The organism is Pseudomonas carassii (assembly GCF_036324045.1).
Classification (GTDB): Bacteria; Pseudomonadota; Gammaproteobacteria; order Pseudomonadales; family Pseudomonadaceae; genus Aquipseudomonas; species Aquipseudomonas peradeniyensis.
Map to the genome: position 1 here is coordinate 112480 of NZ_JAZDCT010000002.1, position 25355 is coordinate 137834.

Annotated in this window: 7 protein-coding genes; 5 read left to right on the forward strand and 2 right to left on the reverse strand. The window is 68.9% G+C overall.

The genetic code is table 11. The features are described 5' to 3' along the window. Positions 1 to 34: 34 nt before the first annotated feature. From V0R62_RS01955 to V0R62_RS01975, 5 genes are read left to right on the forward strand one after another with little or no spacing between them, the layout of a single operon-like run. Positions 35 to 9010 (forward strand): non-ribosomal peptide synthetase, encoded by an 8976-nt coding sequence (locus V0R62_RS01955; RefSeq protein WP_330102491.1) that lies wholly within the window; start codon positions 35 to 37, stop codon positions 9008 to 9010. Beyond that, entirely contained in the window at positions 9007 to 13122 is a 4116-nt protein-coding gene (locus V0R62_RS01960) for an amino acid adenylation domain-containing protein (protein WP_330102492.1), read from the forward strand. The genes V0R62_RS01955 and V0R62_RS01960 overlap by 4 nt, the downstream gene beginning before the upstream one ends. After that, entirely contained in the window at positions 13122 to 22139 is a 9018-nt protein-coding gene (locus tag V0R62_RS01965) for an amino acid adenylation domain-containing protein (protein ID WP_330102493.1), read from the forward strand. Before V0R62_RS01960 ends, V0R62_RS01965 begins: the two co-directional genes overlap by 1 nt. Further along, complete coding sequence (locus V0R62_RS01970; protein WP_330102494.1) at positions 22129 to 22812, forward strand: hypothetical protein; 684 nt, start codon at positions 22129 to 22131, stop codon at positions 22810 to 22812. Before V0R62_RS01965 ends, V0R62_RS01970 begins: the two co-directional genes overlap by 11 nt. Next, entirely contained in the window at positions 22794 to 23663 is an 870-nt protein-coding gene (locus V0R62_RS01975) for a TauD/TfdA dioxygenase family protein (RefSeq protein WP_330102495.1), read from the forward strand. Before V0R62_RS01970 ends, V0R62_RS01975 begins: the two co-directional genes overlap by 19 nt. Here V0R62_RS01975 and V0R62_RS01980 read toward each other — a convergent pair. Together V0R62_RS01980 and V0R62_RS01985 are read right to left on the reverse strand one after the other, a co-directional pair. Then, positions 23660 to 24349, reverse strand: coding sequence for a hypothetical protein (locus tag V0R62_RS01980; protein WP_330102496.1), 690 nt, complete (start codon positions 24347 to 24349; stop codon positions 23660 to 23662). The two genes, V0R62_RS01975 and V0R62_RS01980, sit on opposite strands and share 4 nt — an antisense overlap. After that, complete coding sequence (locus V0R62_RS01985; protein WP_330102497.1) at positions 24318 to 25352, reverse strand: GSCFA domain-containing protein; 1035 nt, start codon at positions 25350 to 25352, stop codon at positions 24318 to 24320. Before V0R62_RS01985 ends, V0R62_RS01980 begins: the two co-directional genes overlap by 32 nt. Positions 25353 to 25355: the final 3 nt, after the last annotated feature.

A 25355-nucleotide genomic window follows, 5' to 3' on the forward strand; every position in this document is an offset into this window, starting at 1 on the left:
CCCATAAGAACAATACTCATGGATGGCAGCCTCGATGTTCGACACCACCTCCTCGCGCGGCACGGCCGGCGCGCAGCCCGACGTTTTACCCGAGAACTGGCACCACGATGCCCCGTTCGACGCCGACCAGTGCATCCACGGCCTGTTCGAGGCCCAGGTGCGGCGCACGCCGCAGGCCATTGCCGTGCGCTTTGGCGAACAGGCACTGACCTACGCCGAGCTCAACGCCCAGGCCAACCGCCTGGCCCACCACCTGCGGACCCTGGGGGTCGGGCCGGATGTGCGGGTCGGCCTGTGCCTGGCGCGTTCGCCAGCCATGCTGGTGGCCGTGCTCGCCGTGCTCAAGGCCGGTGGCGCCTACGTGCCGCTGGACCCTGGCTATCCACGGGCGCGTCTGGCGCACATGCTGGCCGACAGTGCCCCGGTTGTGTTGCTCAGCCATGGCCCGGCCCGGGCGGCACTCGAGGGCCTGGCAGCGGCCTTGACGCTGCTCGATCTCGATGACAGCGCAGCCTGGGCCGAGCTCCCGTCCCATGACCCGGACCCGCGAGCGATCAGGCTGACCCCCAGCCACCTGGCCTATGTGATCTACACCTCCGGTTCCACCGGCACGCCCAAGGGGGTGATGGTCGAGCACCGTGGCCTGGTCGCCCTGAGCGCGGCCTGGACTCAGCTGTATCCACTGCGGGCGCCGCTCAATCACCTGCAGATGGCTGGTTTCTCCTTCGACGTGTTCAGCGCTGACCTGATCCGCGCCCTGGGTTTTGGCGGCACCCTGGTGCTGTGCCCACGCGACACGCTGATGGACCCGCCCGCGTTGTACCGGCTGCTACGCGAGGCGCAGGTGGGCTTCGGCGACTTCGTGCCGGCGGTGCTCGACCCGCTGCTGGACTGGGTCGAGGCGAACGGCCACGACCTGGCCTTTCTGCGCACGGTGGTCTGTGGCTCGGATATCTGGACCGCCCACAGCGCCCGCCGGCTGCGCAGGCTGTGCGGTGAGCGGGTGCAGCTGGTGCAGGCGTACGGAGTCACCGAGGCAAGCATCGACAGCACCTGCCACGAACTGCCGACGCGAGAGGTGGCTGACGCTGTGCTGCCCATCGGTCGACCGCTGGCGAACTGCCGCGTCTATCTGCTCGATGCGCAAGGGCAGGCGAGCGAGGAGGGTGAGTTGTACCTCGGCGGCGTCGGGGTCGCGCGCGGCTACCTGAACCTGCCGCAACTGACAGCCGAGCGTTTCAGTGACAACCCCTTCGTGGCCGGTGAGCGCCTGTACCGCACCGGCGACCTGGCGCGCCTGCGCGGCGATGGCCAGCTCGAATTCCTTGGGCGCGGCGACCAGCAGGCCAAGCTGCGCGGCCTGCGCCTGGAACTGGGCGAGATCGAGGCGCGTCTGGCGCAGGTGCCCGGCGTGCGGCAAAGCCTGGTGCTGCTGCGCCAGGATACGCCCGGCGAGCCCCGCCTGGTGGCCTACTTTGCCGAGCAGCTGGGGGCCGGGTTGACCCCGGCGGCCCTGCGCGAACAGTTGGGCGAACACCTGCCGGAGTACATGCTGCCGAGCGCCTACGTGCAGTTGCCAGCCTTGCCGCTGACCGCCAACGGCAAGTTCGACCGCGTCGGCCTGCCCGCGCCAGACGCTGCTGCCTTCGAGCAACGTGACTACCAGGCGCCGCAGGGGGCGCTGGAAACCAGCCTGGCGGCGATCTGGGGCGAGGTGCTGGGGGTTGCGCGTATCGGTCGTGACGATCACTTCTTCGCCCTGGGCGGCCACTCGCTGCTGGTCATGCGCGTGCTGGCCCGCGTGCGCCAGGACCTGGGGCGCGAAGCGGCGCCGGTGGCGCTGTTCGAAAGCCCGCGGCTCGTGGACTTCGCTCAACGGCTGCAGGCCAGCCGGGACGAGGCGCGGCTGCCGATCGAGGCAATCGAACGCACAGGCGCGCAAACGTTGTCGTCCGCTCAGCACCGGTTGTGGTTCCTGGCGCAGATGGAGGGTGGCAACGCCGCCTACCACATGCCGCTGAACCTGCGTCTCAAGGGCGCCTTGAAGGTGCAGGGACTGGCGGACAGCCTGGACAAGCTGGTAGCGCGCCATGAGGCGCTGCGCACCACTTTCGTCAGCGTCGAGGGCGAGGGCCGGCAATGTGTCGGCGCTGTAGACCAGGGCATGACACTGGTCCAGGTCGACCTGCAGGGCCTGGCCGATGCCTCGGCACGCCTGGACGCGTTGATCGAAGAGGAGGGCGCAAGACCGTTCGATCTGGCCAGGGGGCCGCTGATGCGCGCCTGCCTGGTACGCCTGGCGCCGGACGAACACGCGCTGCTGCTGACCCAGCACCACATCATCTCCGACGGCTGGTCGGTGGGCGTGCTTACCCGTGACCTGGAGGCCCTGTATGGCGCTGTCGTGCAAGGTATCGAAGCGACACTGCCGGCGTTGCCGGTGCAGTACGTGGACTACGCCGCCTGGCACCCGCGCTGGCTGGCGGGTGAGCGGCTGGAGGGCCAGCGCCGATACTGGCAACAGGCGCTGGAAGGCGCGCCGCCGCTGCTGACGCTGGCGACCGACCACCCGCGCCCGACGGTGCAGGATTACCGTGGTGGATTTGTGCCGCTGATGCTGGATCGCGATCTGACCACGCGCCTGAAGGCGCTGTGTGGCGTCCATGGCGGCACGCTGTTCATGGGCTTGCTGAGCGCCTGGTCGCTGCTGCTGATGCGCCTGTCCGGGCAGGACGACGTGGTGGTCGGCGTGCCCACGGCCAACCGTCCGGACCCGGCGCTGGACGGGCTGGTCGGTTTCTTCGTCAACACCCTGGCGCTGCGCATGACCCGCAGGGGGGCGCCGACCTTGGAGCAGTGGCTGCGCCAGGCCCGCGAGGTGACCGTGCAGGCCCAGGCTCACCAGGACCTGCCGTTCGAGCAACTGGTGGAGTTGCTCAATCCGCCGCGCAGCCTGGCCTACAGCCCGGTGTTCCAGGTGCTGTTCGCCTGGGAGCAGGACCAGGGCCAGACCCTGGCCTTGCCCGGGCTGGACATCAGCCCCTTGCCGTGCAGCCAGCCGGTGGCGAAATTCGACCTGCAACTGGCCCTGAGCGAATGTGATGGCCAGATTGTCGGTGGGCTGGAGTACGCCAGTGGGTTGTTCGAACGCGCCACCGTGGCGCGTATCGGCGAGTACCTGCGCCGCTTGCTGGAAGGCATGGTCGACAACCCCGGACAGTCCATTGCCACCCTAGAGCTGCTCGATGCCGCGCAGCGCGAGCAAGTGTTGGACCGCTTCAACCGCACAGTCCTCGACACCGCCAGTCAGCCGAATTGCATGGCGCGCCTGGCGGCCATCGCCCGTCAGAGGCCGGATGCCTTGGCGCTGGTCGCCGACGGGCAGTCGCTGAGTTATGCCGAGCTGGACCGCGCCGCCAACCGCCTGGCCCAGCACCTGGTCGCCCTGGGCATCGGCCCCGAGCAGCGGGTGGGCCTGTGCCTGGAGCGTTCGGCGCAGATGGTCGTCGGCCTGCTGGCGATCCTCAAGGCCGGCGCCGCCTATGTGCCGTTCGACCCGGCGTATCCGGCCGAGCGGCTGGCCTTCATGCTCGCCGACGCAGCGCCCAGCCTGGTGCTGACCCAGGCCTCGCTGCGTCCGAGCCTGCCGCAGGCGGTCGAGCTGCTGTGCCTGGACGCCGACGCCGCGCGCTGGGCCGACTGCCCGGACAGCGAACCGCAGGTGACGGTCCATCCCGAGCACCTCGGCTATGTGCTCTACACCTCCGGCTCGACCGGCCGCCCCAAGGGCGTGGCCCACAGCCGTCGGGCCCTGGACAACCTGATTGCCTGGCAACTGGAGGACGCACCAACGCCTTGTCGCGTACTGCAGTTCGCCTCGCTGAACTTCGACGTGTCGTTCCAGGAGATCTGCAGCACCCTGTGCCAGGGCGGCACCTTGCAGTTGATGAGCGAGGCCGAACGCAAGGATCTGGCCACCTTGCGTCCGACCCTGGTGGCCGAGAAGGTGGGGCGTGCGTTCCTGCCGTTCGCCGTGCTGCAACAACTGGCCGCCTTGACCGAGGCCGACGCGCCGATGCCGTCCGGCGGCTGCGAGATCGTTACCGCCGGCGAGGCGCTGCAGGTCAATGACGCGCTGCGCGCCTTCGTCCGTGGCTTGGGCGGTGCGCGCCTGCGCAACCAGTACGGGCCGACCGAGACCCATGTGGTCAGCCAGTTCAGCCTCGATTGCGCCGATGCCGAGCATTGGCCGGAGTTGCCGGCCATCGGCAAGCCGATTGCCAATGCCCGGCTCTACGTGCTGGACGGCGACCTGAATCCATTGCCGATGGGTGTACCGGGCGAGCTGTACATTGCGGGCGACTGCCTGGCGCGTGGCTACCTTAACCGCCCACTCCTGAGCGCCGAGCGCTTCCTGCCCGACCCGTTCAACCCACAGCCCGGCGCACGCATGTATCGCAGCGGCGACCTGGCCCGGCTGCAGGCCGATGGCAATGTGCAGTACCTCGGGCGCGTGGACCAGCAGGTCAAGCTGCGCGGTTTCCGTATCGAGCTGGGCGAGATCGACAGCCTGTTGCGCCAGCAGCCGGGCGTGCAGGATGTCGCCGTGCTGCTGCGCGAAGACATCCCCGGCGACCCGCGCCTGGTCGCCTACGTGGTGGGCAGCGGCGATCCGCAGACCCTGCGCGCCACCTTGCAACGGCAACTGCCCGAGCACATGCTGCCCAGCGCCTGGGTCAGCCTCGCGCAGCTGCCGCTGACCCGCAACGGCAAGCTCGACCGCCAGGCGCTGCCGGCGCCCGAGCGTGGTGGTGCGGCGCATTTTGAGCCACCACGCAACGAGACCGAACGGCGCATGGCCCAGGTGTGGGCCGAGGTGCTCAAGTGCGAGCGGGTCGGCATCCATGACAACTTCTTCGACCTGGGCGGCCATTCGCTGCTGGCCACGCGCCTGGTCTACGCGATCAACCAGCGCCTGGGCGCGCAGCTGTCGCTGAGCAGCCTGTTCCAGGCACCGGTACTAATGGATCTGGCCGCGCAGGTCGGGGTGACGCAAGAGGCACATGGCGAATCCCAGGGGCAGGCTCTGCAAGCCGACCCGGCCGGGCGCCATGCGCCGTTCCCGCTCACCGACATCCAGCAGGCCTACTGGTTCGGCCGTGAGGCCAGCGTCAGCCTCGGCGGGGTCAGCGCCCATGGTTACGAGGAGTGGCGCATTCCCGATTTCGATGTGCCGCGCTTCGAGGCGGCGCTGAACCGGATGATCCAGCGTCACGACATGCTGCGCGTGGTGTTCCTCGGCGACGGTACCCAGCAGGTGCTGGAACAGGTGCCGGTTTACCAGCTGGCCCGCCACGACCTGCGCGGCATGAGCGGCGAGGATGCCCAAAGTGCCCTGAGGGCCATCCGCGAGCGCCAGTCGCACCAGGTCCTCGACGCCAGCCGCTGGCCGTTGTTCGACTTCAGCGTGTCGCTGCTCGACGACGGCATCAGCCACCTGCACATCAGCCTCGACGCCCTGGTGGTCGATGCCGCCAGCACGCAGATCCTGGCCCGTGAGCTGATGGGGTACTACCACGAGCCCGAGCTGGAACGGCCCGAGCCGGGCGTGACCTTCCGTGACTATGTGCTGGCCGAGCGCCGCTTGCGCGCCGACTCCTCCTATGAACGCGCCCTGGACTACTGGCGCGGGCGGATCGAGACCTTGGCTCCGGCCCCGGACCTGCCACGGGTGTGCCAGCCAGAAAGCATCGCCAACCCGCACTTCACCCGCCGCGACCGCGACATGCCGGCGGCGCAGTGGGGCCGGCTCAAGGCCATGGCCCGACAGTTCGGCGTCACCCCGTCGGTAATGCTACTGACCGCGTTCAGCGAAGTGCTGGCGCTGTGGAGCCGACAGCCGCGCTTCACCCTCAGCCTGCCCCTGTTCAACCGCTTGCCGCTGCACCCGCAGGTGGATGCGATCATCGGCGACTTCACCTCCCTGGTGCTGCTGGAAGTGGCCATCGACGGCAACGCCAGCTTCACCGACAAGGCCCGCGCCGTGCAGGCGCGCCTGTGGCAGGACATCGACCACTCGCTGGTCAGTGGCGTGCGTGTGCTGCGCGAGCTGTCCCAGGCCCGCGGCGTGCAGCAGACGGCGATGCCGATCGTGTTCAACAGCACCCTGTCGGAAGCGGCGCCGGAGCTGGCCGAGTTCAACCTGGGCGACGCTCTTGGCGCGACGCTGGAACACAGCATCACCCAGACCCCGCATGTGTGGCTCGACCACACCCTGCTCGAACTCGAAGGCCGCCTGCTGTTCAACTGGGACAGCATCGACGCGCTGTTCCCCGAGGGCATGATCGGGCAGATGTTCGCCGCCTACAACGCGCTGCTCGACCGCCTGCTCGCCCCTGAAGCCTGGGCCGCCAGCACGCCGCAGTTGCTGCCTCAAGCGCGCCTGCCGCAGGCGCCGCCAGCGCCACATGATCTGCCGTTGCTGCACGCGCTGTTCGAGCGCCAGGCCCTGGCCACGCCAGAGGCCGTCGCGGTGCTGGGTGCCCGTGAACTGAGCTACGGTCAGTTGCGCCAGGAGGCCCGTCAGCTGGCCGTGCAGTTGCAATCCCGTGGCGTTCAGCCCAACCGGCTGGTTGCCGTGGTGATGGAGCGCGGCTGGGAGCAGGTGGTGGCGACGCTGGCGATCCTCTATGCCGGCGGTGCTTACCTGCCCATCGACCCGAGCCTGCCCGGCGCGCGCCTGCGCCATATCCTCGAACGCGCCGAGGCCAGCCTGGCGCTGACCCAGCCGTGCCTGCTGGAGCGGGTGGCGTGGCCGACGCAGGTCACCGTACTGCCGGTCAGCGACCAGATAGACAGCCCGGGTGAACCACTGCGCGACGTGCAGGTGCGCCCCGACGACCTGGCCTACGTGATCTACACCTCCGGCTCCACCGGCACGCCCAAGGGCGTGGTGATCGACCACCAGGGCGCGGTGAACACCTTGCTCGACATCAACCGCCGCTTCGCCGTGGGCCCGCAGGACCGGGTGCTGGCCATCTCGTCGCTGAGTTTCGACCTGTCGGTGTATGACTTCTTCGGCACCCTGGCGGCGGGCGCAGCGGTGGTCATGCTCGAACCGCAACTGAGCCTGGATCCCGCGCACTGGACCGCGTTGGTCGAACAGCACCGGGTCAGCCTGTGGAACTCGGTGCCGGCGCTGCTGGGCATGCTGGTGGAATACCTGGAGGGCGAGGGCAGGGCGATGCCGGCGAGCCTGCGCCTGGCCATGCTCTCCGGCGACTGGATCCCGCTGGCACTGCCCGAGCGCGCGCGGGTGTTGCGTCCAGGCTTGCAAATGATGAGCCTGGGTGGGGCCACCGAAGCGTCGATCTGGTCGATCGGCTACCCGATCGACCAGGTCGATCCGGCCTGGCGCAGCATTCCCTATGGCCAGGCGCTGGATCACCAGCGTTTCCATGTACTGGACGAGGCGCTGCAAGTGCGCCCGACCTGGGTCACCGGCCACCTGTACATCGGTGGCATCGGCCTGGCCAAGGGCTACTGGCGCGACGAGACGCTGAGCGCCAGGAGCTTCTTCGACCATCCGCTGACCGGTGAGCGCCTGTACCGCACCGGTGACCTGGGGCGCCTGCTGCCGGATGGCAACATCGAGTTCCTCGGTCGTGACGACAACCAGGTCAAGGTCCAGGGTTATCGGATCGAGCTGGGCGAGATCGAGGCGGTGCTCAACCGTCACCCCGGCGTGCACAGCGCGGTGGTGCGCATCCTCGGCGAGGCCCAGGCGCAGAAGCGCTTGGCCGGCTACGTGCTCAAGGCCGACCCGGCGCTGCAGGCCGGCGACTTTGCTGGCTACCTGGCCGACAAACTGCCGGCGTACATGGTGCCGTCGTCCTTCACCTTCGTGGAGGCCTGGCCGCTGTCGGCCAATGGCAAGGTCGACAAGGGCCGCCTGCCCGAACCCGAACAGGTCCAGGCCGGCGGCCTAGCGCTGGAACTCGAAGGGCCGCAGGAGCAGCGCCTGGTGGCCATCGTCGAGCAGGTGCTGGGCAGGGTGGATATTGCCGCCGACGCCAACCTGCTGAGCCTGGGCGCCACCTCCATCGACATCGTGCGCATCAGCAACGCGCTGTCGAGCGAGCTGCGCTTCCGCCCCCATGTGGCGAACCTGCTGGCGCAGCCGACCTTGCTAAACCTGTTGGCGCTGTACCGCCAGCGCCAGGAGCAGAGCGAGTCACCGAGTATCAGTGTCGACGCCGTGCTGGACGATCCGCAGCAGCGGGCGGCGTTCAAGGCCGAGCAGCGCGCACGGCGACACTTTGCCAGCGACACGCCGCAGGTGGCCCTGGCGCTGCCGGCCGATCCTGCTTTCGCCCGGCGCTACCGCGACTATCGCTCGGTGCGTCAGTACCTGGAACAGCCCATTGCCGAGCAGGCGTTCGCCGAACTGCTGGCGGTGCTGGCCCAGGGGCAGCTGGACGGTGAGGCGAAGTACCTGTTCCCGTCGGCGGGCGGCGCGTACCCGATCCAGACCTACCTCTACATCAAACACGGCCGGGTGCTGGGCGTGCCGGGCGGCGCCTACTACCACGATCCGCTCGGGCACCGCCTGGTGGCCACGGGCGCGGGCGAGCTCGATCCGGACATCTACGACTTCTTCGTCAACCGCCCGGTCTACGAGGGCGCAGCGTTTGCGCTGTTCTTCGTCGCCGACCTGGCGGCGATCCGTCCGCTGTACGGCGAGGGCAGCCATGACTTCTGCCTGATCGAGACCGGTGCCATGGCGCAATTGCTGACCATGGCCGCTGCCGACCTTGAACTGGGCCTGTGCGGCGTGGGGGCGGTGGAGGAGCGCCAGCTGGCCTCGCTGTTCGGCCTGGGGAGCAGCCATGCGCTGGTCTACTCGATGGTCGGCGGCCTGCGCGGGGGGCATGCGCCCCATCGCACGCAAACTGAAGTGCTCGCCTTCCCGGCGCAGGACGACAACGACATGGAGGAATTCGAAGTATGAACGCCCATCAACTGCTGGCGTTGTTCGATCGTCATGGCGTGGCCCTCGAGGTGGAGGGCGACAAACTGCGCTGCAAGGCGCCCAAGGGGTTCCTCGACGAAACCCTGATGCAGGCGTTGAAGACCCACAAGCAAGCACTGATCACCTTGCTCGCCGGATCCGACGACAACGCGCCGATCCCGCGTCGCCCCGATGACCAGGCCCGTTGCCCGTTGTCGTTCTCGCAACGACAGCTGTGGTTCCTCGACCAGCTGGAACCGGGCAATCCGTTCTATAACGTGCCCACGGCGGTACGCCTCAAGGGTCGGCTGGACGTGGCCGCGCTGGAACGTGCCCTGAACGCGCTGATCGAGCGCCACGCGATGTTGCGCACCACCTTCGCCAGCGTCGATGGCGAACCGCAGCAGGTGGTGCACGCCAGCAGGCCGCTGAGCCTGGCCGTGCTCGACCTGCGCGAGTTGCCCGAGCCCGAGCGTCAGGCCCGCCTGGCCGAAGCGGTCGATGCCGAGGCCCGCGCCCCGTTCGACCTGGCAAGTGGCCCGCTACTGCGGGCACGGCTGGTGCGGCTGGCCGACGAGGACCATGTGTGGCTGTACAGCGTGCACCATATCGTCGCCGATGGCTGGTCGATGGGAGTGATCCAGCACGAGATCGCCAGCCTTTACAGCGACTTCCTGCGCGGCCAGCCGCCGAGCCTGGTACCGCTGCCGGTGCAGTACGCCGACTACGCCTGCTGGCAGCGGCAACGCCTGGACGGCGAGGCGCTGCAGGGCCAGCTCGACTACTGGCGCCGTGCCCTGGCCGATGCGCCGACGCTGCTGGATCTGCCCAGCGATCGCCCGCGTCCACGGGTACAGCGTTTTGTCGGTGCCACTTTCAGTTCGACGGTGGACGGCGACACCCTGGTCGAGCTGGAGGCGCTGGCCCGGCATACCCAGGGTACGCTGTTCAATGTGTTGCTCGCCGCCCTGGACGTGCTGCTGTGGCGCTACAGCGGCCAACGCGACCTGTGCGTGGGCACGCCGTTCGCCAACCGGGGCAGGGCGGAGCTGGAGCCGCTGATCGGACACTTCGTCAACACCCTGGTGATCCGTCAGCGACTCGACCCGCAACAGACCTTCGCCGAGCTGCTGCGCGAGGTGCGGGCGAACATGCTGGAGGTCCATGGGCACCACGATGCGCCGTTCGACCGGGTGGTCGAGGCGCTCAACCCGCCCCGCGACCCGGGCTATTCGCCGCTGTTCCAGGTGATGATGGTGTTGCAGAACACACCCGGTTCCACGCTGGCCATGCCCGGCCTGGAACTGTCGCCTCATGGCACCGGCAGCGCCACGGCCAAGTTCGACCTGGCCATCGAGTGGGTGGTGCGCGACGGTGCCTTGCACCTGCTGGTCGAGTACAACACCGACCTGTTCGACCAAACCACCATCGAGCGCCTCAGCCGCCACTATCGTCAGTTGCTCGCCCAGGTGGCCGCCGAACCCAAGCAGCCGCTGCATGCGCTGTCGCTGATGGATGCCGGCGAGCGTGAAACGGTGCTGCATGCCTGGAACCAGGCGCCCGCCCTGCAGGCACCGATCGACTGCGTGCATCGCCTGGTCGAGACGCAGGCGGCGCGGCAACCGCAAGCCTGCGCGGTGGATTTCGAGGGCCAAACCCTCAGCTATGCCGAGCTCAATGCCCAGGCCAACCGCCTGGCCCGCCACCTGCGCACCCTGGGCGTTGGCCCGGATGTTCGCGTGGCCGTGTGCATGGAGCGCTCGCTGGAACTGCCGGTGGCACTGCTGGCGGTGCTCAAGGCCGGTGGCGCCTATGTGCCGCTGGATCCGGACTATCCGGTCGGGCGCCTGGCTCACATGCTCGGCGACAGCACCCCCGTGGCGCTGCTGACCCTGGGGGCGGCCCGGGCGACCCTGCACCAGGCCATGCAGGCCTGTGGCTGGGAGGCGCCGATGATCGACCTGCAGGCCGACGCGCCCGGCTGGGCTGAGCTGGCCGGCGACAACCTGGCGCCCCATGAGGTGGGCGTGACGCCCGAGCACCTGGCCTACGTGATCTACACCTCTGGCACTACCGGCCTGCCCAAGGGCGTGATGGTTGCGCACCGTGGGCTGGCCAACTTGCTGGTCTGGTGCCTGGGCGTCTGTGGCGAGGCCGGGACGATGCTGCACAAGATCCCGTTCGGCTTCGACGCCTCGGCTTGGGAGACCTTCTGGCCGCTGGCCAGCGGTGGCCGGCTGGTGATCGCCCGGCCCGGCGGGCATTTCGAACCGGGCTACCTGGCGCGGCTGGTCCGCGAGCAGCAGGTCACGGCGATGGTCTTCGTGCCGGCAATGCTGCAGCTGTTCCTGGAGGTGGAGGCGGCCAGCCAGTGCCACAGCCTGACCGACGTGTTCTGCGGCGGCGGCGAGCTGACGCCGGCCCTGGCGCGGCTGCTGCGCGCTCGCCTGCCGCAGGCGCGGCTGCACAATGTCTATGGTCCCACCGAGACCACGGTGATCAACAGCATCTGGACCCTGGCGCCGGGCGATGAAATCCCGGCGTTGCGCCTGCCGATCGGCAGGCCCATCGCCAACAACCGTTTCCATGTGCTCGACGCCTTCGATGCGCCGGTGCCGGCCGGTGTCACCGGCCACCTGCATATCGGCGGTGTGGGTGTGGCCCGCGGCTACCTGGGGCTGCCGGCGCTGACCGCCGAGCGCTTTATCGACAGCCCGTTCGTGGCGGGCGAGCGCCTGTACCGCAGTGGTGACCTGGCGCGCTACCGCGCCGACGGCCAACTGGAGTTCCTCGGCCGCGACGACTTTCAGGTCAAGCTGCGTGGCGTGCGCCTGGAACTGGGCGAGATCGAGACGCGGCTGCAGGCCTTTCCCGGCATCGCCTCCAGTGTGGTGCTGATGCTCGGCGAGCAGGCCCAGCACCAGCGCCTGGTGGCCTGCTGCGTGACGAGCGCCGCGCTGGACGAGCAGGCGGTACGCGCGCACCTGGCCGAAACCCTGCCCAGTGCCGTGCTGCCCAGTGCCTACCTGTGGCTCGACGGCATGCCGCTCACCGCCAACGGCAAGGTCGACCGCCAGGCCCTGGCCGAGCGCGCGGACCTTGACCTGGCGGCGCGCCAGGTCAACCTGAGCAGTCCCCGCGACCCTATCGAGCTGGCCCTCTACCAGATCTGGAAAAGCCTGCTGCTGGCGCCGCAGATCGGCATCCGCGACAACTTCTTCGCCGTCGGCGGCACCTCCATCGCGGCGATCAAGATGGCCTACCAGATCGGCCAGGCGTTCAATGTCGAGGTACCGGCCCGGGTGGTACTCGGCCATCCTACCATCGAAGCCCTGGGCGGTTGGCTGCGGGCCGGGTCCAGTATCCAGGTGGACAATGGCAACCTGATTACCTTCCGCAGTGGAGACGGGGAGCGCAACGTGGTGTGCATCCACCCGGCCGGCGGCACCGCGTTCTGCTACTTGTCCCTGGCCAAGGTGCTGCCCGAGGCGGTCGGCGTGTACGGCGTGCAGTCGCCAGGGCTCAACCCCGGGGAGGCCACCGAACCCACGGTCGAGGCGATGGCCGAGGCCTACCTGCGCCAGATCGAGCCATTGCTGGAGCGGCCGCTGGTGCTCACCGGGCTGTCGTTCGGCGGCCTGGTGGCCTACGAGATGGCCCGGCGCCTGCGCGAGGTCGGGCGGGCGTCGGTCAGCGTGGTGCTGCTCGATACCCAGGGCTCGGACGATCCGGCGTTCCGCGAGCAGATCAGCACCGTCGACATGGCCGAGTTCCGCGACAAGCTGGTGCGCTTCAACGGCATGTACCCCGGTATCGAGGACGCCCAGGTCGAGCGCTATTTCCACCTGTACAACCACAATCGCCTGGCCATGGCCGCCTACACCTGTCCGCCGCAGGCCGGGCGGGTGGTGCTGGTGCAGGCCCGTGAAGACCTGCCGCGTGGCCAGCTGCGCGCCTTGCGCGGGTTCTGGCGGCGTCGCGCCGCCGACGGCTACCTGGCCACCCTGGTGCAGGGCGGTCATTGGGACATGCTCGAAAGCGCCGAGATTCATCGGGTCTCACGGACGATCCAGCGCGAACTGCAACGTTTCGATGCCCAGGAGGGGAAATAATGAGCGTGCTCCAGGAAACCGTGCTCGCGCGTTTTGCCGCCCAGGTGCAACGAGATCCGCAGGCCCTGGCGGTGATCGATCAGCAGATGCACATGACTTACGCCGAGCTGGCCAGTGCCAGTGAGCGTATCGCCCGGGGGCTGCAGGCGCGGGGCGTATTGCCGGGCCAGGCCCTGGCGTTGTACCTGCCGCGCGGCTGGCAATGGCTGGCGGCACTGCTTGGCGCGCTCAAGGCCGGGGCCGTGGTGATGCCGCTGGACCGGGCCAGCCCCGCCGAGCGCCGCGGGCTGATGCTGGCCGATGCCGACTGCGTGGGCGTGCTCAGCCTCGCCGATGCGCCCCAGGGCCTGCCGGGATCGTGGGAGGCCAGTGTCGAGGCGTTGCTGGACCACCCGGACCAACCGGCCCAGCCGTTGCCGGAGCGCTTTGCCGAGGTCATGTGGCTGTTCTACACCTCCGGCACCACCGGGGTACCCAAGGGCGTGGAGGTCGGCGAGCGCGGGCTGCTGCGCCTGGCGCAGGCCGGCAGCTATATCGACATCCGCCCCGGCCAGCGCTTCGCCTGCCTGTCCAACCCGGCTTTCGATGCCTGCAGCTTCGAGTTGTGGGTACCCTTGCTCAATGGTGGTTGCGTCGTGATGGTCGCCGACGAGGACGTGCTCGACGCCCGCCGGCTGGCCCGGCTGCTGCAGGTACAGCAAGTCGATACCCTGTTCATCACGGTGTCGCTGTTCAACACCCTGAACGCGCAGTACCCGGCGTGCTTTGCCAGCTTGCGCCAGGTGCTGACCGGTGGCGAGCAGGTCAGCCCGGTGGCGGTGCGTGCCTGGTACCAGGCCAACCCGGACAGCGCCTGCCGCCTGTTCAACGTCTATGGCCCCACCGAGTGCACCACCTTCGCCCTCTGTCACCCCATCCCGCGCGACTTCAGCGGCGACAGCGTGCCCATCGGCCTGCCGCTGCCGGACACCGGCATGTTGGTGCTCGACCCACGGCAGCAGCCGGTGGCGCCGGGAGAAGTCGGCGAGCTGTACCTCAGCGGCAGCGGCGTGGCCCGTGGCTACCGCAACCGCCCCGAGGAGACCGCGCGCGCTTTCGTGCGCCTGCCGGCGCTGGATGGCGGGCGGCAGGTGCACTACCGCACCGGCGACCTGGTGCGGGTCAATGCCCAGGGGCGGGTCGAATGCCTGGGGCGGGTCGACCGGCAGATCAAGGTTCGCGGTTTTCGCATCGAGCCGGGCGAGGTGGAGCAGCGCCTGCTCGAACACCCCCAGGTGGCCCAGGCCTACGTCTGCAGCCGCCGGCAGGCCGCTGAGGACCATCAACTGCTGGCGTTCCTGGTGCCGTGCGGGGAACTGGACTATCGCGGGTTCGACGCCTACCTGCGTGCCCACCTGGCGTCCTGGATGCGCCCGCACCAGTTGTTCCGGGTGCCAGGCCTGCCGTTGACTGCCAATGGCAAGATCGACCAGGAGAGCCTGCTTGCCCAGGCCGACACGCCCTGGCGACCGCCTGTCGAGGCAGGCGAGCACTCGCCGGCACTGGACTGGCTGTTGCAACAGGCGCGCACGCTGCTCGGACAACCCGCCCTGGGTGGCCAGGACGACTGGCTCGGCAGCGGCGGCGATTCGCTCAGGGCCATGCGCCTGAGGTCGGCGATCCGTGACCGCTGGCAGCAGGAAATCAGCATGGCGACGTTGCTCGGCGAGCCGTTCGCGGCCTTGGCCGAGCGTCTGCAGAGCGGGCAGGGCAGGGCGTCGGCCTATCCCCCCGCGCCGGCCGCGCAAGGCGCCCGTCGCGGTCCGGCCAGCGCCGAGCAGCGCCGGCTGTGGCTGGAGCAGCAGCGCGTGCCCGACTCGACCGCGTACAACGTGCCCATGGTCCTGCACCTGGCCGCAGGCGCTGATCCGCAGGCCCTGGCCGAGGCGGTGAGGCGACTGGTGGCCAGGCACCCCGCGCTGCGCACGGCTTTCGTGGCGGGCGCCGACGGTCCGGAGCAGGTCGTCGCCGAGCAGGCGGCGGTGTGCCGGGTGCTGGCAGCGGGCGCGCTGGACGACAGCACCTGGCCAGCCTTCGCCAGCCTGGTGTTCGACACCCCGTTCGAGCTGGCAAGCCCCACACTGCTGCATGCCTGGGTGGCGCCACACGCCGACGGCAGCTGCCGCCTGCTGTTGAACCTGCACCATATCGTCACCGACGGCTGGTCGATGAACCTGCTGTTCGACGACCTGGCCAGCCTGTATCAGGATGTCCAACAGGGGCGGGAAACCACAGCAGCCACGCCGGCACTGGACACCCTGGACTTCGCCTTGTGGCAGCGGCAGTGGAGCGTCAGCCCGCACTACCGGGAGCAGCGCCGCGCCTTGGCCACGCTGCACGCCCGTCACGGCGAGGCGACCCCGCCGCGGCCAGCGAGGTACCCCGGACAAACAGGAGGTCAACTGTATCGCCAGCCCCTGGGCGAACGGCGCAGCGCCGCGCTTGATCGTTTTTGCAGCGAGCAGCGCCTGACCCGCTTCGACGTGCTGTTCAGCGTCTTTACCTGGAGCCTGCACGCCGTGGTCGGCTGCGAGCGCCCACGGATCGCCAGCCCGGTGGCCAACCGCCCGCTGGCCGAGTTCGAGGCCAGCGTGGGCATGTTCGCCAACACGGTGCTGATCCCGACCGATCTGCAAGGCACGCAAGCGCTGGGCGAGCAGCTGCGCCGACAGACCGCCACCGTGCGTGACGTGCTGGCCTTGCAGGATGTGGCCCTGGCCGATCTGGTCGAGGACCTGCGGTTGTCCTCCGACCAGGCCCTGTTCGACTATCTGTTCGTACTGGAGAACACCGACTACGCCAAGCTCGCTGCCGCCCCCCTGCGCGCCAGCCTGGAACCGTACCCGACACCCCAGGCCAAGTGTCCGCTGACCTTGCTGGTGGTGGGCGGCGAGGGGCCGCTGGAGTGCTGGTGGGAATACCAGCGCAGCCATTTCGACGCTCATGAGGTGGCCGCGCTGGACCAACTGCTGCAGCGGGGGCTGGATTTGCTGCTGGAAGACCCTCGGGCTACCCTCGACAGCCTGGTGGCGCCTTATCGGCAAAGCCTGCCGCCGACCAGCGAAGGCCTGGCCGCCACGCTGCCGTTCGCCACGCTGGCCGACTGGTTCGAGCATCAGGCGCAGCAGACCCCCGAGGTCACCGCGCTGGTGGCCGGACAGCGGCAGTTGAGCTACGCGCAACTGAATGCGCTGGCCGACACCCTGGCGACGACCTTGTCCAGCCAGCACCCACGCGACGAGTCGGCGACCATGGTGCTGTTCCTGGCGCCGTCGCTGGAGCATGTGGTGGCCTTGCTGGCCCTGGCCAAGCTCAATATCACCGCCGTGCCGCTGGACCCGAACTACCCTGTGGCGGTGCAGCGCCAGGTGCTGGCCCAGGCGCGCCCGGACTGCGTGCTGTTCAGCAGCGCCACCGAAACGGCCCTGGCCGCGCTGGACGTCGAGTTCCTCAGTCGTCACCGGGTGGACCTCGAGGCGCCGGCACAGGCCCTGGAGCGCCTGCGCCACAACGGCGAGCGGCCGCTATACACCTTGTTCACCTCGGGCTCGACCGGCACGCCGAAGGGGGTGCAGGTGGCCGACCGTACCCTGTGCAACCTGCTGCACTGGCAGCGCCACACCGGCCAGTTGCCGGCCCGCTCGGTAACCTTGCAATTCTCCATGCTGTCGTTCGACGTGGCGTTCCAGGAGCTGTTCGGCACCCTGTGTGGCGGCGGTTGCTACCACCTGATCGAGCCCCACTGGCGCCAGGACGCCCAGGCGCTGCTGGCGTACCTGCAGCAGGCACGCATCGAGCGGCTGTTCCTGCCCTGCGTGGCCTTGCAGCACCTGGCGCAGACCGCCGTCGCCCAGGGCATCTACCCTGCGGCCCTGCGCGAGGTGGTGACGGCCGGCGAGCAGTTGCTGTGCAGCGAAGCGTTGCGCAGTTGGTTCGGCGGCATGCCGAAGGCCCGCCTGTTCAACCACTATGGCCCCACCGAAACCCATGTGGTCAGCGCCTACCGCTTGCCAGCGCAGGTGAGCGACTGGCCGCTGCGCGCGCCAATCGGGCAGGCGGTCGACAATGCCCGGCTGCTGCTGGTAGACGCCTATGACCGTCCCGTACCCCCTGGCAACCAGGGCTACCTGCTGGTGGCAGGGGCGATGGTCGCCCGCTGCTACCTGGCAGATGCGGCGCTCAACGCCGAGCGTTTCGTCGAACTGCCCCAGGCCGACGGCAAATGCTGCCTGTATTACCGCACCGGCGACCTGGCCTGGGTCGATGCCCAGGGCTGCCTGCACTACGTGGGTCGCGACGATCAGCAGGTCAAGCTCAGTGGCCATCGCCTGGAACTGGGGCAGGTCGAGGCGGCACTGATGGCGGTGGCCGGGGTGGCCAACGCGGTGGTGACGGTGCAGGCCGAGCCAGCACGCCTCACCGCCTATCTGCAACTGACCGGCATGCCGCCCTCGGCGCAGGACCTCGATCGCCAGGTGGCGCGGCACTTGCCGGCCCATGTGCGCATCGACCAGTACCGGCGCCTCGACAGCTGGCCGCGCACGCCCAGCAACAAGGTCGACCGCAAGGCGCTGGCCGGGCAGGGCGAGGCCCTGGAGCGGCGGCGCGTGCAGGCAGCCATCTTGACCCCGCTGGAAAGCCAGCTGGCCGCGCTGTTCCGTGAGGTGATCGGCCACGACATCGAGCCGACGCAGACCTTCTTCGAGGCCGGCGCCACCAGCCTCGGCCTGATGCGCCTGCAGGCGCGCTACGCCCAGGCCTTGCCCGGCGCGCCGAGCATGGCCGAGCTGTTCGAGCACGTGACGATCCGTCGCCTGGCTGCGCACCTGACCCGTGCCGAGACCGCACCGGAATGCCGTGAGCGCGCCTCCACCCCAGGCGAACAGCCGATGGCGATCATCGGCATGGCGGTCAACGTGGCCGGTGCCCGCGATCTGGGCGAGTTCTGGACGATGGTCCAGGCCAACGCGCTGGGCATCGAGCACTTCCAGGCCGGCGAAGGCCTGGTTGGCGCACGCAGCCAACTGCAGGGCATGCTCGACTTCGACCCTGAGTACTTCGGCATCAACCGCCAGGAAGCGCGGCTGATGGACCCGCAGCAACGCCACCTGCTGATGGCCTGTGTGCAGGCCCTGCAGCACGCCGCCATCGTGCCGGCGGCAGGTGGTCCGCGCATCGGCCTGGTGGCCAGTTGCGGCGAGACCACCTACTTCCAGCAGCTGCTGCGCGACAACGGCGAGGGCGAGCTGCCGGATGGCTTCCAGCTGGCCCTGCACCACGACAAGGACTTCCTCGCCACCAAGGCCGCCTACCACCTGGACCTCACCGGGCCGGCGCTGAGCGTGCAGGCCGCCTGCGGCAGTTCGCTGATCGGCGTGCACCTGGCCTGCAACCTGCTGCGCCAGGGCGACAGCGACGTGATGCTGGCGGCCGGCGTGCTGATCGACCCGACCCTCAGCGACGGCTACCGCCACCGTTCGCAGCACATCTTCTCCCGCGACGGGCTGTGCCGGCCGTTCAGCGAGGATGCCAGCGGCACCCTCGGCGCCAGTGGCTACGGGGTGGTGGTGCTCAAGCCCCTGGCCCGCGCCCGTGCCGACGGCGACCGCATCTACGCGCTGGTGGAGGGCTCGGCGCTGAACAACGATGGCCGCGGCAAGATGAGCTACACCGCGCCGTCGGTAGCCGGGCAGGGCGCGGTGATTGCCCAGGCCCTGGAAAGGGCCGGGGTCGCAGGTGCCGACATCGGCTATGTCGAGGCCCACGGCACCGGCACCTTGCTCGGCGATCCGGTCGAGGTCGCCGCGTTGGCCCAGGCCTTCGGCGAGGCGCCGGCGGGCAGTTGCGCCCTGGCCTCGGTGAAGAGCCAGATCGGCCACCTGGGCGCGGCGGCCGGCGTGGTCGGGCTGATCCGCGCCACGCTGGCGGTGTACCACGGGGTGATCCCGCCGAACCTGGGCTTTTCCCGGATCAATCCGCAGATCGACCTGACGCGTTCGCCGTTCCATATCCCGACCACGGCACGTCCCTGGCCGGCGGGGCGGCGACGCATGGCCGGGGTCAGCAGCTTCGGCATCGGCGGTACCAATGCCCATGTGATCGTCGGTGCCGTGCAGGCGGAGCCACAGGACCCTGAAGATGCAACACCGTTGTTGCTGCTGTCCGCCCATAGCCGTGAGGCACTGGAACGCGACATCGCCGCCACCGGCACCTGGTTGCGCGCTAACCCCGGGCAGGCACATGCGGTGCTGCGCCACCTGCAGGCCGGTCGCCGGCAGGGGCGTTGGCGCTTTGCGACGCCGTACCGGGCGGGGGATGCCTTGCCGTTGTCGGCAATCCGCGAGGTCACGCCAACGCAGGCGCGGCTCAAGGCCAGCGAACACGTACCTGATGACCTGCTGAAGGCTTGGTACGAGGGCGCGCAGATCGAATGGCCGGGTCATTCGGCGCCGCCGCCCTGGAACCTGCCGCCTGCGTCATTCGATCTGCAGACCTTCCGCTTCCAAGGTCAAGCGGCAGCAGAACGCCAGCCACTGGCCGACTGGTTCCATCAACGACAATGGCAACGGGTGCGACGCTTGGGTACATCCATGGCGCAGGGTGCCCGGCAGACCCTGGTGGTGTGCGTCCGCGAGGCCGTCGATGACGCATTGCTCGCAACCCTGGGCCGTGCCTACCGGCGGGTCGTGCAGGTGCAGGCAGGCCAGGGTTACCGCCAGCTCGCCACGGACCGGTTTGAGCTCGATGTGCTCGACGTCCAGGCGCTGGGGCGGTTGCTCGAAGCACTGCCGGGTGAACTGGATTGGCTGCACGCCTTGCCTTTGTCGGTGACCGGCGCAGTCGAGGAACAGAGCCTGGCGGTGGCCCAGTGGGCCTGCCTCGACACGCCCAGCAGCCTGTTGCAGGCCTGGGGTCAGGCACCGCGAGACGCCGACCTGCGCCTGTGGCTGCTGTCCTGGCAAGCGTGCCCGGTGCAGGGCGCGGTGGCGCGTCCGGAGCTGGCGGCCCTGGCCGGGGTGACCGAAGTGGCGCCGCAGGAGTACCCGCTGCGCTGCCACTGGCTGGATTGCCCAAGCCCATCGCTGGGTGAGCATGCCAACGCCCTGGCCACGTTGTTGGCCGAGCCCGAGGCGTTGCCCCGGCGCATGGCGCTGCGCGAAGGCTACCTGTGGCAGCCGCGCCTGGTGCCAAGCCCGCTGCCGTCGCCCACAGCGCCAGGCCTGGCCGAGCGCGGCACGTACCTGATCCTGGGGGCTGGCGGCATCGGTCGCACCCTGTGCCAGCACCTGCTGCGCGCTGCGGACCGGCGCGTGGTGCTGCTGTCGCGTTCGCCGGTGCCGGACCTGGACCACGAGCGGGTCGATTGGGTGCAGGCTGATCTTGCCGATCTGCAGCGCTGGCCCCAGGTCCTCGAGGCACTGGCCCAACGCTACGGGCGTTTCGACGGGGTGATCCACGCCGCCGGCATCGGCGCTGGCAGCCTGATTCGGCAGCGCGATGCTCGGCAGATGGCGATCACCATGGCCGCCAAGACCCACGGCTTGCTTGCCGTGGAGGCGCTGATCGCACGGATGGCACCGGATTTCGTGCTGTACTGCTCGTCGATGTCTGCGCTGTTCGGCGGTGCCGGTCATCTCGACTACGCCGCCGCCAACGCCGTGCTCGATGGCTTCAGCCATTACCGCGCACCGGGCGACGAAGGCTGCCTGCGGCTGGGCATCAACTGGGATATCTGGCGAGATACCGGGATGGCCACGCGCGGCAACGGCAACGATGCGGCGCACCAGCAGCACCTGAAGGTCGGCCTGTCGGCGCAGGAGGGCTGCGAAGTGTTCGAGCGCGCCATGGCGGCGCAATTGCCCCAGGTGCTGGTCTCGACCACGGCACTGCACAGCGCCCGGCGTTTCTATCCGCGCCGTCATGGTGCCGTGGCCACACCGGTCGACGTGCAGCCGAGCCAGGACGATCTGGCGAAACGCCTGCGCGACTGCCTGTGTCAGTGGCTGGGCGTGGACTCGCTGGAGGAGGATGCCTCCTTGTATGACCTCGGCGCCGATTCCCTGACCCTGCTGGACCTGATCGACGAACTGCAGCGCGCCACTGGCGTGGTCGTGCAGCTGTCGCAGTTCAGCCCTCATGTGAGCCTGCGCGAGGTGCTGGCCCTGGTTCACGCCGACCCAGGCCAGGCCGAGTGCGGCAGCGACCCGTGGCGCGAGGCGCTGCGCATCGATCCGTGGCAACAGGGCGATGGTCGCCAATACCTGTACCTGATCCATCCGGTCGGTGGCGATGTCCAGGCCTACCGCGAGCTGGCCGCTACGCTGCACCCGGACCTGGGCGTGCGGGTGATCGCCGACCCGGTGCTGCGCCAGCCCGAATTGGCCAACCTTTCACTGACAGCACGGGCGCAGCTGTACCTGGAGGCGATACAGGCCGATCTGCCCGATGGCGCAAGCTGGGGGCTGCTCGGCTGGTCCTTCGGCGCCTGGGTGGCCCAGGCCATGTGCGCCTTGGCCCGCGAAGCCGGGCACGAGCCAGCGATGCTTTACCTGGTCGATCCACCCGCGCCGGACGCCGGGACGGAGTTGCAGCAGATCGACGAAGAGCAGATCCAGCAGGTGTTCGAACGGGAGTTCGCCCTGCGCAACGGCGAGTCGGACGGCGCGCGCTATCTGGAGCGCCTGGTGAGCTGCTGTCGCAACAACCTGGCAAGCATGCTGGGGCATGTACCGGCAACGCTGGCGGGCCCGACCGGGCGCCTGTTCATCGCCATGCACCCCAATCCCTATGGCATCGGCAGTGGCTGGCAGACCCAGGACTTGCGCCAGGCCTGGCAGGCCTTGCTGCCGGACCTGGACAGCTGGGCGGCGCTGGATACCGACCACTATGGCATCGTCACCGGCCCCTGGGCGCGGCAGATTGCCGAGGCGATCAATGCCGACCTGCTCCGGCAGGAGGAGGGTGTCCATGGTGCCTGAACACGCCACGCCACCAGCGTGGCTGAGCCTGCTGCTGCGGGTATTGGGGGCCGAGCCCTTGCCACAGCCGCAGGACCGTGAGGCTTACTGGCGCCTGCTGCACTTGTGGCAGGCCGAGGTGGTGCTGCCACGGCTCGCCGAGGCGCTCCCTGAACACGCCCCGGCAGTGCTCACGCTGCAACGCCTGCACCAACGTGCGAGCCTGGGCCTGCGTGGGCGCACCGGTGAGTGGCGGGCTGCGCTCAGGCCGGTGCTGTTGCCGACGTTTCGTCGGACCTACGACTTCGAGAGCGCCCATGCCCAGGCCTATGACAGCGCCCTGGCCTACGGCCAGGCGCCGTCCAACCAGGCCATGATCGCCGGGCAGTTCGGCGACGCCGAGGCATTCGCCCGACACTATGCACAGCTGAGTACCGAGGCCAACGCCCAGGCATTTGCCACGGCCAACGCGGCGGCCAGCAGTGAGGTCGCTGCCCGCGCCTATGCCAACGCTGACGAACAGGCGTGCGCCAGTGTCGTCGGCGCCTTGGCGCGGGTCTGCAGTTGGGCCTGCGCGAGCTCGACCGAGCAACGCATGACGCTAGTGACACAACTGGCGGCGGGGCTTCAGCGCCTGGCCAGCCAACTCAATCAACACACATCAGGGACGGAAGCATGGATCAACAGGGATTGAACGCCATCGAGCGGATTGCCGGCGCCCAACGCGCGCCGTACCGCAGTATCAACGTGGAACGACTGACGCCGATCATCGGCGCCGAGATCGGCGGGGTCGACCTGTCGCGCAGCTTGCCGCCGGAGCAGCTGGCGGAAATCCGTCGGGCGTTCCTGGAAAATCACGTGCTGGTGTTCCGTGACCAGCAACTGAGCGTCGAACAGCACAAGGCCTTCGGTCGCTTGTTCGGCCAGCTGCGTGCCTTGCCGCTGGAGGACATCGACGGCGACGACCCGGAACTGGTGGTGATCCGCGCCAACGCCCAGTCGCGCTTCGTCGCCGGTGAAACCTGGCACACCGACGGCACCGCCGACCCGGAACCGTCCATGGGCTCGATGCTGTATGTGAAGGAAACACCGGCCATCGGCACGGGCGGCGACACCCTGTTCGCCAACATGCACCTGGCGCTGGAGATGCTGTCGCCGGCGATGCAGGAGTTTCTCGGCACCTTGACGGCCATTCATGACGGCGAGATCCCCTGGAAGGGCTACACGCCGCCGCCGGGCCTGCCCAAGACCGAACACCCGGTGGTGGTGCGTCACCCCGAGACCGGACGACCTTCGCTGTTCATCAACTCGGGTTTCACCTCGCATATCGTGCAGTTGTCCGCCAGCGAGAGCCAGGTGCTGCTGGGGATGTTGTTCGACCTGGTGGCCCGCGAGCCGGTGCTCAGTTGCCGGGTACGCTGGGCACCCGGCACCCTGGTGTTCTGGGACAACCGCTGTACCCAGCACCATGCGGTGTGGGACTACTTCCCGCATTCGCGGTATGGCGAGCGGGTGACGATTCTTGGCGGGCGGCCGCAGGCCTAAACCATCTGCCGCAACAACTGGTCGAGCACCAGCTCGCCAAAGGCCAGGTTGCCATGCAGCGGGTCGTCGACTTCACAGAACTCGATCCGCTGCAGTCCCCTGTCGTCATTGGCAGCCTGCCGCACATCGACCAGCTCGACGCCCAGACCGCGCAGGCGCTCGACCAGCCGGGCCTGGGCGGCCATGAACACCCGCGCGTCGGACATCGGCGGCACCCGTTGCGGCGGCAGCACGGCGTATACCTTCAAGCCCAGGACTAGCGCCTGCTCGTAGAACGCCAGGGCAGGGCGCGACAGGGTGTCGATGATCGTGGCGAACAACGGGCCTTCGAGAAAACCGGGGTCGAACTCGCCGTCCGGTCCCTGGTAGCACAACCAGTTCTGGGTGGTGGCCAGGTAATGCACGCTCAGGCCGATGCTGGACACCAGCGGCCCGGGAATCCGCCCGAGGTTGGGGGCGTCGAGCTGGGCGAGGGCCTGGCGGTACAGGTGCTCGAGCTCGGGGTCGCGCATTGCCACGTCGTCCACCGTCAGGTGGAAGAAGTCGACGCCGAAATCGCGTCCGGCACCCAGCGGCCCACCACCGAACGCCAGTCCTCGCGCCCTGGCGGCCAGGCCGACGACACCGACATGGGAGTCGCCCAGCAGCAGGAAGCTAGGCGTAGTAGTCGAGTCTGGCGTCTTCACAGACAAGGTCCTCGCTGGCCAGGGATGGAGTGGCGGCGGGTGCTGCCGATAGGGTCTCGCCATCCAGGCCGGCAAAGAACTGGCGCATCACGAAGGCCACGCCCTCTGGCGTCACCTCGCGCTGGTTGGGGTGGTAGAACGCGCCCTTGAACGGCGTGCCGGTGATGATTTCGTAGGAGGGGAAGTAGTCCACCCCGGGGAGGTCCTGGCACAGCTGGCCGGCCACGGCGCGCAGCACCGACTTGGAATAGGTGGTGGCACTGAGCACATGTTCGCCAGTGGCGCTGGCGGTCAACGGCACCGGCGAGACGGTGAGCAGCAACTTCAGGTCCGGGTTCACCGTGCGCATCAGCGTGATGGCGTCGGCCATGGCCTGGCAGCTGTCGTTGAAGCCGAAGTTGCGGAACTCGTGAACGCGAGGGTTGAATTCACCGCGGACGGTGCCTGGGCACACCGGGTACAGCACGCCCGTGTCGCGGTTGGCCCAGGACTCGGTCAGGCCCAGGGTGAAGACGAACACCTTGGCGCGGTGCAGCGCCAGGCGAATGGCCGCCAGGGTCTGCTCCCGGGAGTCGAACAGGGCCTGCTCGCTGGCAAATCCGGTCGGGTCCAGCGCCGGTCGGAACGGGTCGAAGAAGCGCCCGTCGTGCTGCCAGGTTTCGCCTGACTGTGGCTGTCGGCCCAGCGCCCACTTCAGCCACTGGTGCAGCATCGCCGGGGTATAAAGGTTGCCGGTGCGGAACGAAAATACGCCGTACTGTTGTGCCGTGCGTGCCTGCTCGGCCATGGCGGCCGGCGCCGGCTCCGCGTCGAGCCAGTTCATCCCACGTGCCACCAGGGCCCGGCCGATATGTTGGGCGAAGCAGGAACCGGCGGTGACGATGGCGTCCTTGGCGCCGATCTCGAAGGCGGGCGACCACAGCTCAGCGATTTGCTCGACGGGCCGCTCGGCGATCGCCGTGCGCCAGAAGGCGCGGGGCGGCAGGCATTGGTAGGGGTTCATGGG

Bases quoted from the DNA above. Each gene is read 5' to 3' on its own strand.
- V0R62_RS01975 (WP_330102495.1), top strand. From the start codon at position 22,794: ATGGATCAACAGGGATTGAACGCCATCGAGCGGATTGCCGGCGCCCAA.
- V0R62_RS01955 (WP_330102491.1), top strand. From the start codon at position 35: ATGTTCGACACCACCTCCTCGCGCGGCACGGCCGGCGCGCAGCCCGAC.
- V0R62_RS01960 (WP_330102492.1), top strand. From the start codon at position 9,007: ATGAACGCCCATCAACTGCTGGCGTTGTTCGATCGTCATGGCGTGGCC.
- V0R62_RS01985 (WP_330102497.1), bottom strand. From the start codon at position 25,352: ATGAACCCCTACCAATGCCTGCCGCCCCGCGCCTTCTGGCGCACGGCG.
- V0R62_RS01965 (WP_330102493.1), top strand. From the start codon at position 13,122: ATGAGCGTGCTCCAGGAAACCGTGCTCGCGCGTTTTGCCGCCCAGGTG.
- V0R62_RS01970 (WP_330102494.1), top strand. From the start codon at position 22,129: ATGGTGCCTGAACACGCCACGCCACCAGCGTGGCTGAGCCTGCTGCTG.